This is a genomic window from Bradyrhizobium nitroreducens (assembly GCF_002776695.1).
Classification (GTDB): Bacteria; Pseudomonadota; Alphaproteobacteria; order Rhizobiales; family Xanthobacteraceae; genus Bradyrhizobium; species Bradyrhizobium nitroreducens.
The window spans coordinates 1752354-1767037 of record NZ_LFJC01000003.1; the positions used below are offsets into that span (position 1 = coordinate 1752354).

Here is a 14684-nt window from a genome sequence, read left to right on the forward strand (position 1 = left end):
GCGATACTGATCGACGTCGATACCGCGGACCCGCTCGATCGTTTCCTGAACCGCCGCCATCGACCTGCCCTCAGGCCGGGATGCAAGTGTCGGGCACCGGACAAACGGCCGCGCATTGCGCCGTGTCGAAATGCCCCTCGCACTCGGTGCACTTCTTCGGATCGATTACGTACATGTCGCGCTTGAGACTGATGGCGGCGTTCGGACACTCGAACTCACATGCGCCACAAACCGTACATTGCGAGGCGACAATCTTGTAGGACATGTGTTCCGGCTCCTTGAGTAGACGATGTCGTCGGACATCTCCTTTCAAGCGCCGTGCCAATCGGGAAACGTTGGAAATTCAACGACTATTTGCCGAGGGCGACTTGTCGTGGCCCCGACAGCATGTCGCATCTGCGACAGCTGCCGTCAGAGCCGCTTGACCTCGATGCCGTGCTTCTTCAACGCGTAGCCGATCTGCCGTGGCGTGAGGCCGAGCAGGCGCGCGGCCTTGGCCTGAACCCAGCCGGACTTCTCCATGGCGGCGACGACGCTGTCGCGGTCGGTCACGTTGCCGGCCAGCGACGCGGCCGCGCTGCCCGACCCCGCCGGCTCGGCCGCCGGCGGAGATCCGCCGGCAACCCTCTCGCGCGGAACATTCGTAGGAAGCACAGTCAGCGGCACGATCGGCAGCGAGCGCTGCTGCGTGCTCTCCGATGTCCCGTTCCACAACATCGCGGACAGGCACTGGCTGTGACAGCACGCGAAATCATTCCGGACGATTTCCGGGCCCGGCGCCAGCGTCGCCGTGCGCTGTACGCAATTCTCGAGCTCGCGCACGTTGCCGGGGAAGCCGCAGCTCATCAGAACCTCGATCGCGTGCCGGTCGAAGCTCAGCGCACGGCCGTTCTCGCTGTTGAAGTTCTTCAGGAACTCGTTGGCCAGCAGCGGGATGTCGCTGCGCCGCTCGCGCAGCGGCGGCAGCATCATCGGCACCACGCTGATGCGGTAATAGAGATCGGCGCGGAATTCGTTGCGCGCAACCGCTTCTTCGAGGTTGCGATTGGTCGCGGCGATGACGCGGACATCGACCTTGATGGTCTGGTTGCCGCCGACCCGTTCGAATTCCTGCTCCTGCAGCACCCGAAGGAGCTTGGCCTGGAACGAGGCTGAGATCTCTCCGATCTCGTCAAGGAACAAGGTGCCCTTGTCGGCGAGCTCGAACCTGCCCTTGCGGGAATTCAGTGCGCCCGTGAAGGCGCCCTTCTCGTGGCCGAACAGCTCGGACTCCAGCACGGATTCCGGCAGAGCCGCGCAATTGATCTTGATGAAGGGGCGTTTTGCCCGCGGCGACAACTCGTGAATGGCCTTTGCGATCAACTCCTTGCCGGTGCCGGATTCGCCGCGCAGCAGCACCGTCGAGTTCGACTTCGCCACCACCGCAATCTTTTCCAGCAACCCGCGCAGGGCCGGGCTGTCACCGATGATGCCTTCGACGTGAACCCTGCGGCGGTCACGCGTCGGCTTGAGCTCGGACAGCTCCTTTTGGAGCCGATAGCTCTCGTGCATCAGCCGCTCGCGGTCCTGCGCGACGATGCGGTGCAGCTTCACGGTCTGGCCGACCAGATTGGCGATCATGGTCAGCAGGCGGACATCGGAATCCAGCCGGTACAGCGGCCGCTCGTCCCAGACCCGGTCGATCGTCAGCGTGCCGACGACCTTGGAATCGATGCGGATCGGCACGCCGATGAACGATACGCGCGTGGTGTCCGACGCCCCCAGGGTCTCCACGTCCGTCGGACTGAAGGCAGGATGGGTCGCGATGTTTTCCGCGACCAGCGGCATGGCCGTCGCGACGATCTGATCGACCGCCTTCTGCGGCAGTCGCCCGCGATAGCGCTCGTCGCTGCCCTCGCTCCAGCCGGCCCCCACCGCAAGATCGGGGATGCCATCGTCGGAGAGGAGCGCGACGACGCCGTGGCGCATCTGCAGAAACGATTGCAGGAGATTGATCACGTTGGCGAGTGTCGTCTCCAGGCGCGTCGGCGCCGTTAATATCTTGGAAATCTCGAAAATACCGGTCAGCGCGATCTCGTTCAGCGGCACGAGTGGCGCGGTGTGATCGGCGGGCGAACGTTCAACCAAAGGAGCAGCATGCAGCATGACGGACTCTCCGTTGCCTGTTACTTCCTCCCGGCCGCGTTCTCTGGAATTGGTATTATTCTCATTCATGTGACGTCGAGAGTCGCGCTCAACTTGTCGGCACTGCTGCAAAAAGATTCCGTCGCGCTTGCATGCTTTGTCATCCGTTTCGCGGAATTTACCGTCGGAATGGGCGTCACGCGCGAAAGCGGGATCGCCGCATTGATCTAGCGCAAATCGGCAAGCTTTCTTTGGCGATCCGCGCCGGCCGCTCGCTCACACGTGCTGCCCTCCGTTGATCGGTACTTCCGCACCTGTGACGTAGCTGGCCGCATCCGAGCACAGGAAGAAGATCACCTTGGCGACCTCGTCGGGCGTGCCGACGCGGTGCAGCGGGATGATCGGCGCCAGTTGGGCCTCGGTCTCCGGCGAGAGGATGTCGGTCTTGATCTCGCCGGGCGCAATCGCATTGACGCGGATTCCGAACGGCGCGTAGTCGTGGGCCATCTCGCGGGTGAGGCACGCGAGAGCGGCTTTCGACGTCGCATAGGCCGTGCCGGCAAATGGATGCACCCGCGAGCCCACGATCGAAGTGACGTTGACGATCGAACCGGCTGACCGCTTCAATTCCTCCACGAGGCCCTGCGCAAACAGGATCGGCGCGAGCAGGTTGACGTGGAACACGCTCATCCAGGTCTCCACCGGCGTCGTCATCGAATTCAGCCGGGAGCCGTCGGCGGCCTTCGGCGAAATCCCGGCATTGTTGACCAACGCATGCAACGGTCCGCCGTCGAGCCGCTCCTTGATCTCGGCGACCGCGAGCGTCAGGGCGCGGTGGTCGCTCAGTTCGACCTGCACATGATTGTCGGTCCCGGAATCCCAGGGACACCGCTCGCCGTCGAAGGGCTGCCTGGAGCAGGTGATGATCCGCCAGCCGGCCTCGTAGAATAATTTTCCCGTCGCATGGCCGATGCCGCGCGAGGCGCCGGTCAGCACCAGCGTCTTCCGTTCGCCGGCTTGCGCGCGCGACCTGTCGCCGTGAAACGGGCACAAGGCGACATCGGGCGCGGGCGCGGGCGCGCCACTCGGCGCAACATCGCGATCCAGCAAATCGAGCGTCACGTCAGCTCCTCACCGCGTCCGATCGGACGCCCGACAATTACGACACGACCAACTTTGCAGGATTTGGGCCACGTCCGATCGCTGCGGTTTTCCCGGCTTGATGTCGACTCTTCGACACGATGGAAGGTTTGCAACACGCTCGCGTGTGCTTTCGGACCAGACGGGCGCGCGACGGCTTCGTGAACATTGACCGGCAGTTGAGAGCTCTTTTTCAATCGTTCCAAATGGCCCGGCTCTTGCTCTTCGGGTTCCAGGCCAGCTCACACCTTGCTGCACATCTCTCTGCAACCCTGGTTTCACATGTCCCAGCCGAACGACCAACGACTCTTCGCTGTTATCCTCGGCACCAACGAGATCGCCTCCGCGATCGGCATCCAGCTCGTCCGCGCAGGATATTGTGTGGTGCTGTCGCACGATCCCGATCCGCCGGTGATCCGGCGCAAGATGGCCTTTCATGACGCGCTCTACACCGACACCGCGCAGCTCGAGGAATTCGTGGCGGAACGCGTGGACGACGGCGTGCAGGTCTATCAGGCACTGGGCCGGCCTCCGCGGATCCTGATCACCTGGCTCGGCCTGCTCGACCTGCTTCCGGTTCGCCATATCGACGTGCTGATCGACGCGCGTCTGCAGAAGCGCCGGATCACGCCCGACCTCAGGCGGCTCGCCCGGCTGACGATCGGGCTCGGCCCCGGCTTCTCCTCGACCTTCAATTGCGACGTTGCGGTCGAGACCCGGCCCGGCAAGATCGGGCTCGTCACCGACACGCGCTGGACCGACGCGGCCGACGGCGTCGCAAGTTCGCTGGGCGACGTCGGCGCAGAGCGCTTTGTCTACTCGCAGTTTTCGGGACGCTGGCACACGCCGATCGAGATCGGCACCCGAGTCTACCGGGATCTCGTTCTCGGCCATCTCTCCGGCGTTCCGGTGCTAGCGCCCCGCGACGGCATCCTGCGCGGCGTCGCCCGCGACGGCAGCGAGGTCCCGGCAGGCGTCAAGCTTCTGGAGGTCGACCCGCGCGGCCGCGATGCGCAGTGGACCGGAACGGACCGGCGGGGGCGCGCCATCGCAAATGCAACGACCGCCGCCATCCGGCTCCAGACCGCTCGCTCCTCGACACATTGGAATTCCGCATGATCATCTGTTCCTGCAACGTCATCAGCGATCACGACATTAGGGGAGTCGTGTCGACCGACGATGCGCTTTGCTCGGCTGCCCAGGTCTACGACTGTCTGGGCTGCGCGGTCAGATGCGGCCGATGCTCGCAATCGGTGAGGCGGATTCTCGAGGAGCGGCCGGCTCGCGACATGCGATGTTCGCGGGACCGGCGCCGTAGCGGCCCTCACCGAGTTAAGGCCGGAACGAACGGATTTGAAAGTATTGGCGTACAATGAAAAATGGCGCAGCAATCTGGAAGTGACGTCTGACTTCAATGCGTCGCACGCTACCCGCCCTGCTCGCGGGCGCAAGCCGGTGAAACGGCCTTTCAACGAGACGGATTGGAGCGACTTGACCGGCGAAGTGGCTACCCAAAGGTCAATACGTGCGTGGTCGACGTCCGCGACGTCGCGGACCTGTACTTTCGCGCCATGACCGCGCGTGGTCGGGATCTCCTTGGCTTGAATTGTCAGAACGGCGTCACGACGATGCATTCAAGAGGACCGGCTGTCACCGCGACCGGCTAGACCGCTTTCGGTCGCCGACGATCAAGCTTCAATCTCCTCCGCCCTGCGCCGCCGACCACGCAAGATCGCACGATCGATCCTGACACCCGCGACAGGATCCATGCGACGATGCACAACCTATTCGTCGATAGAGTGGGTCCCATGTGCTGCACTCGGCCATTGTCTCGCAACGGTGATGCGCCTGCACGCGCTTTGCCGATCAGGCTGCCTACATATCCTGCGTAGGGATGATTTTCGGAAACGCCACCAGCCGAGCAGCGGCTCTCGCGAAGCGAATCTCCGCACGAGAACGCAATGGAGAATTGCTATGAATGCACTCAAGATCTTGATCGCTGGCGCGCTGATCTCAACGGCGACGCTATCGTCGGCCTCCGCCTCATGGTCCTTCGCCGACCAGGAGCCCGCAGCTTTTGCTGCAATGTATCCCAACCGGGATGTCCTGAACGGCGGTGCGTTGGCCCCGGCAGGACGAATGGGACTCGAGCGCGCCGGTGGTGCGGCCCCCGTGTTTGATGCGGGCCAAGTTCGCGCTCCTCACTGGGGTCGGCCAGCGGCCGAAGGAGCGAACATGATGTCGCCTGCCAGGCACCGTTGATCGTCTCGCCCCGAACGGAGTGCGGCCGCGCGATGCGGCGCACTCCGCGGCGAGGATGTGCATGCATCACGTCAAGCAACGATGAAAATGATCGCTCGATCGATGCTGCCGGCCCGGCGCTCGCATGAACAAGGCGATGCGGCATCGAAGAATATGTGCCAGGCGGATGAGACTTCTGCAAGCTGCGTCGTCAGCAGCCCGACGGCAGGACCGGAGAAACTCCGGGCGTCGGCGCCGCACCTGAGGCGTTGGCCGGCAGAACCGTGGCAGCGGCCCCGAGGTTCATCGTCATTCCTTCCGTACAGGCCGAGGTGTTGGGGCTCGGCGCGACGGCGTTCGGATCAATGCCCGTGCCGACATCATCGCTGATGGCGGCCGGAATCGTACCCGGTGGCGGTCCCGCCGGCACTTGCGGAATCGAGAGCGGCAAGCTTGTCGCGCTAGCTACCGCGCTACCAGGCGTAGAGCTGCAGGCGGCCGCCACCCCCGTCCCCGACGGCGCAACCGCAACAATGGTCCCGATCGAACTCCCGCTCTGTCCCTGGGCCGGGATGACCGAAGGCACGCCACCCGGCGCCGACAGTCCAGTGCTCATGACGATCGGTGTCGCCGGCACCGGCGAGGGAGACGTCGTTGGTGGGGCGCAGACGACGACCGTGCCTGGCGTCGTCGGGTCCATCGCAAGCGGAACGGGTGCCAGCGTGGTGTCGGGCGCCCCCGGCACGGTGGTTGAGGAAAACGGACCCGGGCTGTTCAGCGGTGAGGTGACGATCGCGCCCGGTACGGTCGGCAGACTCATCGTCGTGCTGCCGGTCGTCACGACCTGGGCCTGACCGGGAGAGCACCCCAACAGCAGGACGGCAAATGCCCCGAACGCAATGCGGATCATGTCTGCGCCCTCTGGGTCTCGTCATTCTTGCGGATAGCGACCCGACTGCCCTCTGTCAGATTGACCGCCGGATTGAGCACGACCTGATCGCCGGGCCGTATCCCGTCACGTACTTCGATCGAGGTGCCGAAATCCCGTGCGATCGAAACCGCCTGCAAATGAACGACGCCGTTGTGCACGACTGCGAGGTGAAGGCCATTCTGATCGAACACCAGCGCATCGGCCGGAACCGACATCGACGGAGTCCTGCGCGGGATCAACAGCTCGACCGTGCAATAAATGCCGGGATTCAAGGCGCCGTCTGCATTGGGGACGTCGATCTCGGTCAGCAGCGTACGGCTGCCCGGCTGCAACGCGGTCGCGATGCGCGTGACTTTTCCCGGAAACGTCCGGCCCGGAATTTCCGGGACGCGAACCTCGGCATCGATACCCGGCGCGACGCCGAAGGCCTCGTCCTGCGGCACGAACACCTGGGTCCTGATGACGTTTGAATGCATCAGCGTGAACATGAAGGTCGAGCCGGCCTGAACGAGGCTGCCATTGTCGACGTTACGCTGAGTGATCACGCCGTCGAACGGGGCGACCACGCGTTGATAGGCCTTCTCCTGCTGAAGAACGCGGATCTGCGCCTCCTGGGCCGTGATGTTCGACTGGGCAACGCTCACGGCGGCCTGTTGCGCGCGCAGGGTGAGCCGATCGTTGTCGCCCTGCTGGGCAGTCAGCCAGCCCTGCTTGACGAGATTGCTGTCCCGCGAATTGGTGGTCTCGGCAAGCTCCCGGCTCGCCTCGGCCTGCTGCAACGCGGCCTGGTTCTGTGCCAGCGTCGCCTGCGCCTGCGCGATCTGCTGGTCGAGCTCGGGCGCGGTAATCTCGGCGAGAAGGTCGCCCTTCTTCACGCGATCCCCGATATCGACGTAGCGCTTCTCGATGTAGCCACTGGCCCGAGCGAAGATGTTCGCTGCCTCGAATGCCGTCGTCGTCGCCGGCAGGGTGACTTTGATGAGGTCGCCGCCGGCGCGAACGGTCGCCACCCGAACCTCGGGAACGGCGGTCCTGCTCTGCTCGACCGACGCTGCCAGATCGCGCGCGGCCTGATAGTGCCGCCAGCCGCCGACGCCGAGACCGCCCGCCAGGAGCACAAGCACGGCGCCGCCGAGCCAGGCGCCGCCGGAGCGGCGTCGCGGCTGCACCTCCTTGCCCGGCATATCCACGATGCGGCAGGTGTCCGCGTCAGGCCGCTCGTTCATGCCGTCGCTGTTGATCCGCGCGCGAACATCGCTCATTCCGGTTGCTCCTCGAATACGCCGTGGTGCGGCTTGCCGTCATTGCCCTTGCGCAGCCAGGCGAAGAGGTAGGGCACGATCAGCAATGTGGTCGGCGTCGCGAACAGCAGCCCGCCAATGACGGCACGCGCGAGCGCTGCGTTCTGCTCCTCGCCCGGGCCTCCGATCGCCATTGGGATCATGCCGACGATCATAGCGGCGGCCGTCATCAGCACGGGACGCATTCGGGTGCGGCCCGCACTCAATGCTGCCTCGAACGCGGAGTGCCCGTTCAACTGCGCGTCGCGCGCAAAGGTCACGAGCAGGATCGAATTTGCCGACGCAACCCCGACCGCCATGATCGCGCCCATCAGCGAAGGCACGTTGAGGGTCGTTCCCGTGATGAACAGCATCGTCACGATGCCGCAAAGGGTCGCTGGCAGCGCCAAGATGACGACAAATGGGTCGCCGAAGTTCTGGTAGTTCACGACCATCAGCAGATAGACAAGGATGGCGGCAAACAGCAGCCCGATCCCGAGGTCGCGGAACGATTGACGCATGCTCTGAATCTGCCCGAGGACCTGGATCGAGCTTCCCGGCTGGAGCTGCTTCTGAAGCGTCGACGTGACCTTGTCGATATCGACCGAGACGCTGCCGAGATCGCGCCCTTGCACGCTCGCATAGACGTCGAACACCGGTTGGACGTTGGCCTGGTTCAAATTGGTCGGCACGGTCCCCCGTTTGAAGGTCGCGACGTTGCTGAGCAGGCCCGGGACCGTCTGCCCGCTTGCAGCCATCGAAGCCGACACCGGCGTGTTCTCCAGCGCGTTGAGTGAGTTAGCCCTGTACTCCGGCGTCTGAACGGCCAGATAATACGGGATGCCCGACGCCGGGTCGGTCCAGAAATTCGGCGAGACCTGAGCAGACGAACTGAGGCTGACATTTATGTTTGTCGCCACCGTGCTGGCATTGAGTCCCAGCTGCGCGGCCCTTGTGCGGTCGATATCGGCGTAGAATGCGGGAGCGTCGACCTCCTGCTGAAGATGTGCATCGACGATTCCAGGAATTGCCGCCAGGCTCTTCTGCAGCTCCTTCGCCACCGACAGATTGTTGGCGCCGTAACCGACGGTACGGACGTCGATCTGCGCCGGCAGGCCAAAATTAAGGATCTGGGTGACGATATCCGCAGACTGGAAATAGAAGACGTCTTCCGGGAATGCCGCCGGCAGAACCTGGCGCAGCTTTTTGACGTAGTCCGCGGTTGGCCTGTGGCCTTCCTTGAGCGATACGAGGATCGTGCCGTCGTTCACCCCGATCGTCGAGCCGTCGGTGAACGCCAGATTGTACGGACGCGCCGGCAGTCCGATATTGTCGACGATCAGTCCGCGATCGCGATCCGGAATGACTTCGCGGATCTTGTCCTCGACCGCCTGGAAGATCGCCTCGGTGCGCTCGATGCGGGTCCCGGCGGGCGCACGAACATGCAGCTGGATCTGGCCGCCGTCGATCAGGGGGTAGAAGTCCCTGCCCACGTAGACAAATATCACGGCTCCGAGCACCAGCACCAGGGCGGCGACGGCCGGCACGATGCTCCGACGCCGGAGCACCGTCGTCAGGAGCGCAGAATAGCCGTCGCGCGCGCGCTCGAAGCCGCGCTCGAACGCCGCCGAAGCGCGCGAGAACATGCCGGACGGGCTTTCGCCCAAGCCGTGACGGCGCTCGCTCTTCAGCAGCAGACCGATCGTGATCGGAGTGAGCGTCCGCGACAGGGCGTACGAGGCCAGCATGGCAAACACCACCGCGAGGCCGAGCGGCGTGAAGAGGTACTTGGCCGGTCCTTCGAGGAATACGACGGAGGTGAACACACAACTGATGGCGAGCGTCGAGACCAGCGTCGGAACGGCGATCTCGGCCGCGCCGTGCAGGGTCGCCTCCGACAGCGGCATCCCCTCCTCGGTCCAGAGCCGATGCGTATTCTCGATCGTCACCGTCGAATCGTCGACCAGGATGCCCACCGCAAGCGCCAGCCCGCCCAGCGTCATCGTGTTGAGGGTCTCGCCCAGGAAATGCAGAACGATGAGCGAGGACAACATCGCAAGCGGGATCGAGATCAGGACCACGAGCGTCGACCGCCACGATCCCAGGAACACCAGGATCATCAGCGCCGTGAGGCCCGCCGCGATCGCGCCTTCGCGCAGCACGCCGTCGACCGAATGCGTTACGAAGACCGACTGATCGAACAGCTCGGTGATCTTCAGCCCGGCTGGCGCCGACGCCCGAATCGACTTCAGGGCCTGCTTGACCCCATTGACCACGGCAAGCGTCGAAGCGTTGCCGTTCTTGATCACGCTGAGCAGAACCGAGCGGTGACCGTCTTCGCGCACGATATTCTGCTGGACCTGAGATCCGTCCCGAACCTGGGCGACGTCCCTCAACAGGATGGTCGCGCCGTTCGCAAACTTGACCGGGATCATGTTGAGATCCTTGACCGAGGCCGGCGTCGCATTGGTTCGCACGGTGTACTGGGTGTCGCCGATCTTCGCCGTTCCGGTCGGCAGCGTCAGGTTCTGGGTATTCACCGCATTGACGATGTCGAGCGGCGTCAATCCGCGCGCCAACAATTTGTTCGGATCGATGTCGACCATGATCTGGCGATACTTGCCGCCCGCAGGCGTCGGCAGTGTCACGCCCGGAACGGGAGCCAGTTGCTGCCGGATCCGATAGATGCCAAAGTCGTACAACTGTTGCTCGTTCAACTTGTCGGACTCGAGGCTGAGCTGCAGGACCGGCACACTCGACGCGTTGAACTGCACGATGACGGGCGGCTGAATGCCCGGCGGCATCAGGGCACGGATCGCGTTCGTCGCCGACACGATCTGTGAGATCGCGAGATCGAGATTGACGTCCGGCTGGAAATAGATCTTCTGAATCGACAGGCCATTGAGCGTCTGCGCCTCGATGTTCTTGATCCCGCTGACATTGGCGCTGATCGAATATTGGCTGTACGTGCTGACGCGCTGTTCCATCTCGGGCGTCGAGAGGCCGGTATAGCTCCAGATGACCGTGACGACGGGGATGCGAATCTCCGGAAAGATATCCGTCGGCATCGACCAGACCGCGATGCCGCCGAGAAACAGGACCAGCGCCGCAAGCACATAGAACGTGTGCGGAAAGCGGAGCGCAAAGCGGACAATTCCCATGATGACGACTGCCTGGAGCAGGTTGCGCGAGATCTCTGGGGCAAGTGGCGATCGATGCGCTGCGCTGCAAATGAAAACGAGTTCAGATATCCCGACGTCAGTGCGGACGAACAGCCGCTCGATTCATCGCGGTGTCTTGGCTGTTCAGGGCGCGACAAGCAGCTCGGGCCGCGAACGCAGGACCCGGCCGGTACGGTTGCCCGGCGTCAGGGACCGCGATGCACTCCGCTGCCGTCCGCGAGCGAGCGCGGGATCCTGCGTGGCACGGATCGCGGCCTGCTTCACCTTCGCAAACGCGCGGATCTCGATCTGGCGGACGCGTTCGCTGGAGATCGAAAGCTCGCGCGCGAGTTGATCGAGAGTCGGGGGACACTCCGCCAATCGCCTTGCCTCGAGCACCCTCCGCTCGCGCCTCGTGAGGCCATTCAGCGCAATGCGCAGGGCGTCGGTCCGACGTTCCATCTGATCCTGATCGACGAGGATGGTCTCGGCGTCACTCGCCTCGTCGACCAGCAGGGCCTCCCACTCAGTGCCTTGCTCGTCCCCACCAACCCGCGCGTTCAGCGACAGGTCGCCATGCAGGCGTCTATCCATTTCGATCACCTCACGCGCCGAAACTTCAAGGTTGCTCGCGATTGCCTCGGCCACATCAGGCGTAAGCCTCTCCATCCCGCCCCTGTTGGCTTTTCTCATTTCGCCGCGAAGCCGGAAAAACAGCTTCTTCTGGGCAGAAGTCGTTCCGATCTTGACCAGCGACCAGGAGCGCAGGAGATATTCGTGAATGGCGGCCTTGATCCACCATGTCGCATAGGTGGAAAATCGCGAGTTTCTGTCCGGCTCGAACCGGGCCGCGGCGATCACCAGCCCGAGATTGGCCTCGGCCATGAGATCGGCGAACAGCATGCCGTATCCCTTGTAGCTTCGCGCGACCTTTGCTGCGAGCCGGAAGTGGCTGGTCACGAGCGCGTTCGCGGCCTCGCCGTCCCTCCTCTCCTGCCAGCGACGCGCGAGCTCCTGCTCCTGCTCGCGTTCGAGCAGCTCGTACCGGCCAATGATCGCGGAATATGGATTGAACACACCGGCCGTCGTCTGCCGGCCCGACACGTGCATATTGATCTTGCTCGAACTCGCGTGGCGCGTTGACATGCTGTGCTCCTGATTTCTGACCGTCGAACGGACAGTAAGAGGCCTCCGAATGCCGGCACCAGTAAATTGGACTTAACAAGCCTGAATTTGCTTTCAGAGATCGAGGCACGATTTCCGTTTCGCACGCATCCCGGTTGGCTCGGCAGTCACATCGACGCGAGGCTGGCGTGAAGCACGCGACCGGTTTCAGATGCGGTGGCTTCTCGTGGCGCCTCGCCCTTCTCGGCGAATATCTCCACCCGTCCGCCGGGTGCCGGGCAGATGGTCAGGCAGAAGCCGTGCAGCTTGACGATGGCAGCAACGAGGCTCAGTCCCAGTCCCACTCCCGGCGTGTTGCGCATCTTGTCGGAGCGATAGAATCGACGCAGCACGGCCTCTCGCTCCCACTCGCCGATGCCGGGTCCGGTATCGCTCACGCGCACGAGCACGGCCCTGTCGTCCGACACCAGCTCGAGCGTCACCGTTCCGCCCGCGGGAGTGAACTTGACGGCATTGTCCACGAGATTGGCAATCGCTTCGAACAGCAGGTCCCGATCGCCCCGCACCTGCACTTTGCGGTCGATCTCGACGTCGATCTCGATATCCTTGTCTTCGGCGATGGGTTCGTAGACGTCGCATACTTGTCGCAGTATCTCGTCGAGCGCGACGTCACCGAAACCGGCCTTACGGCTGCTGCTCTCGATTTCGGCCAGGCGCAGCAGCGCAGTCACGATTGCGAGCGATTGGTCGATTCCGACCATCGCCTTTTCCACGATGTCCTGAAGATCCTCCAACGTGGCGGCGTGCGTGCGCCCGCGCTCCAGCGCCAGGCGGACCCGCGTGAGCGGCGTCCTGAGATCGTGAGCGATATCGTTGCCGACGCCGGCCAGAGCGTTGATCGTGGTCTCCATCTCGTCGAGCATGCCGTTGACGATAGTGGCCAGCCGCGCGAACGGATCGTCCGCATTGCTCTTTGGCAGCCGCTCGCGGAGATCGCCGGCCACGATACGCTGAACCGTCTCGTTCACCTGCTCTACACGTCTCTGGGCGCGGACGCTCAGCCAGGCCCCGGCCAGCAGGCAGAGGCAGAACGCCGGCAGCAGCCCCAGCACCAGCGCCTGCCCGACGACGCTCGATATCTCGCCCGTCTCGTCGACGTTCCTCCCAAGCACGAGGATATGGCCATTGCTCAGCCGCCTGGCGCCGGCCTTGACAACGGCATCGCGAACCGCCGACGACCCGACCTGGGCGAGCCGGACGCTCCGGACCCGCCCGCCGAGATCGAGATGCGGCGGCAATCGTTCGATGTTGCCGGCGAGCCGGGTCCCCGCCGCATCGAACAGGCCTGCATATTGCACGCCCCTGGAGTCCTGCTTGAGATGATCGTAAATCGCGTCATTCAGGCGACCGGGCGGCAGCTCGGCCATGAAGTTGAGCTGGGTTGCGATCATGCGGTCGGATCGCACGACAAGGTAGTCGTCGATCTTCCAGTAGATGAAGGCGAACAGTCCCGCGACGAACAGCGCCAATGCGGCCGCCGCGGCGGCCGCCCAGAGGAACGTATTCGAACGAATGAACTCAACCTGTCGCATTGATCCGCCGACCTGTCAGCGAACCCGCAGGACGAATCCCGAGCCGCGAACGTTGTGGATGAGTTGCGTCTCACCGGGGCCGTCGACCTTATGGCGGAGACGGCCCATATGCACGTCGATGAGATTGGTGGTCGCCGGGACGAACTTGTAGTTCCAGACCTCCTCGAGCAGCATCGCGCGCGTCAGCAGCTGATCGCTCCGGCGCATCATGTATTCGAGCAGGCGGAATTCGCGCGGCAACAGATCGATCTCGCGCTCGCCGCGCCGCGCCGTGCGCTCGATGAGGTCGAGTTCGAGCGGCCCGGCATGCAGCGTGGTCTCTCGGCTGTCGGTCGGACGGCGCAACAGCGCCTCCACCCGCGCGACGAGCTCGATCAGTGCGAACGGCTTGGTGAGATAATCGTCTCCGCCGGCGCGCAATCCGCGCACCCTGTCATCGACTGCGCCGAGCGCGCTCAGCACCAGCACTGGCGTTCTGACCTGGTCCTTGCGCAAGGCCTCGATCACGGTGAGTCCGTCCATTCCAGGCAGCATGCGGTCGACGATCAGAGCGTCGGGAGACGATTCGCGCGCACAGTCGAGTCCCCCGATGCCGTCGGGCGCCCACCGCACTTCGAAGCCGCGCTCCGTAAGCTCGGACACGATCACGTCGGCGGTCTCGGCGTCGTCCTCGATCAGGAGAATTTGCGTCATTGTATTGGCCCAACGCGCTGCGAGACGTTGACGCTTGTGGCGAAGCACGGGTTCGCTGGTGCGCGCCGACATGTTCAATGCCTTCCCGGCCGGAACACGCGGAGCAGCACCGTCATGCGATGCGCCACAGGCTCGTAATCCAGATAATCCCCCGCGAGATCGAACTCCATTAAATAGCGTGTCAGGGAATCCGGACGCCCCGCCGCCGGCAAGGTCGCGCGGGCGATCGAACGTGCCGTCGCAATCATCATCTCTCATCTCCATGCGGCACCACACCCGGATATATGTGCTTTGTGAGCCCGGCGTTACGCGCCGGCATCGCGAACATTGCCAATTTGCACGATCGTGCTTGTCGGCAAGGCCGCGATCACGGGCCGTTGAAGGCGAGTGAGCCATT

The 14684-nt window shown here is 63.8% G+C and carries 12 protein-coding genes; 3 read left to right on the forward strand and 9 right to left on the reverse strand.

Annotated elements, in window-relative coordinates:
• Window positions 1-70: 70 nt before the first annotated feature.
• Together TSA1_RS08745 and nifA are read right to left on the reverse strand one after the other, a co-directional pair.
• The gene (locus TSA1_RS08745) at window positions 71-313 is read right to left on the reverse strand and encodes a 4Fe-4S dicluster domain-containing protein (RefSeq protein WP_161497198.1); all 243 of its coding nucleotides are present in this window, start codon (window positions 311-313) and stop codon (window positions 71-73) included.
• Window positions 314-411: 98 nt separating this feature from the next.
• Window positions 412-2145 carry a nif-specific transcriptional activator NifA gene (gene nifA / locus TSA1_RS08750; protein ID WP_100176005.1) on the reverse strand — a complete coding sequence of 578 codons (1734 nt, stop codon included), beginning with the start codon at window positions 2143-2145 and terminating at the stop codon, window positions 412-414.
• On the opposite strand from nifA, the gene TSA1_RS38795 reads away from it, so the two are divergent.
• On the forward strand, window positions 2137-2355 hold the full coding sequence (locus TSA1_RS38795) for a hypothetical protein (protein ID WP_142249251.1): 219 nt from the start codon (window positions 2137-2139) through the stop codon (window positions 2353-2355). The two genes, nifA and TSA1_RS38795, sit on opposite strands and share 9 nt — an antisense overlap.
• 45 nt (window positions 2356-2400) lie before the next feature.
• Here TSA1_RS38795 and TSA1_RS08755 read toward each other — a convergent pair whose 3' ends face one another.
• The gene (locus TSA1_RS08755; RefSeq protein WP_100176006.1) at window positions 2401-3246 is read right to left on the reverse strand and encodes an SDR family NAD(P)-dependent oxidoreductase; all 846 of its coding nucleotides are present in this window, start codon (window positions 3244-3246) and stop codon (window positions 2401-2403) included.
• 300 nt (window positions 3247-3546) lie between these two features.
• On the opposite strand from TSA1_RS08755, the gene TSA1_RS08760 reads away from it, so the two are divergent.
• Together TSA1_RS08760 and TSA1_RS08775 are read left to right on the forward strand one after the other, a co-directional pair.
• On the forward strand, window positions 3547-4383 hold the full coding sequence (locus tag TSA1_RS08760) for a xanthine dehydrogenase (protein WP_100176007.1): 837 nt from the start codon (window positions 3547-3549) through the stop codon (window positions 4381-4383).
• A gap of 1406 nt (window positions 4384-5789) precedes the next feature.
• Entirely contained in the window at window positions 5790-6359 is a 570-nt protein-coding gene (locus TSA1_RS08775) for a hypothetical protein (RefSeq protein WP_245448160.1), read from the forward strand.
• A 52-nt stretch (window positions 6360-6411) separates the two neighbouring features.
• On the opposite strand, the gene TSA1_RS08780 is transcribed toward TSA1_RS08775, so the two are convergent.
• The 6 genes from TSA1_RS08780 to TSA1_RS39285 all read right to left on the reverse strand — a co-directional run bounded on the left by TSA1_RS08780 (window position 6412) and on the right by TSA1_RS39285 (window position 14538).
• Window positions 6412-7698 (reverse strand): efflux RND transporter periplasmic adaptor subunit, encoded by a 1287-nt coding sequence (locus TSA1_RS08780; RefSeq protein WP_100176010.1) that lies wholly within the window; start codon window positions 7696-7698, stop codon window positions 6412-6414.
• Window positions 7695-10877 carry an efflux RND transporter permease subunit gene (locus TSA1_RS08785; protein ID WP_100176011.1) on the reverse strand — a complete coding sequence of 1061 codons (3183 nt, stop codon included), beginning with the start codon at window positions 10875-10877 and terminating at the stop codon, window positions 7695-7697. Before TSA1_RS08785 ends, TSA1_RS08780 begins: the two co-directional genes overlap by 4 nt.
• A gap of 144 nt (window positions 10878-11021) precedes the next feature.
• On the reverse strand, window positions 11022-11987 hold the full coding sequence (locus TSA1_RS08790) for an RNA polymerase factor sigma-32 (protein ID WP_245448523.1): 966 nt from the start codon (window positions 11985-11987) through the stop codon (window positions 11022-11024).
• Window positions 11988-12169: 182 nt separating this feature from the next.
• On the reverse strand, window positions 12170-13594 hold the full coding sequence (locus TSA1_RS08795) for a sensor histidine kinase (protein WP_100176013.1): 1425 nt from the start codon (window positions 13592-13594) through the stop codon (window positions 12170-12172).
• Window positions 13595-13609: 15 nt separating this feature from the next.
• A complete protein-coding gene (locus TSA1_RS08800; RefSeq protein WP_100181035.1) occupies window positions 13610-14287 on the reverse strand; it encodes a response regulator transcription factor in 678 nt (225 codons plus the stop codon).
• Window positions 14288-14361: 74 nt separating this feature from the next.
• Window positions 14362-14538, reverse strand: coding sequence for a hypothetical protein (locus TSA1_RS39285; RefSeq protein ID WP_161497199.1), 177 nt, complete (start codon window positions 14536-14538; stop codon window positions 14362-14364).
• Window positions 14539-14684: the final 146 nt, after the last annotated feature.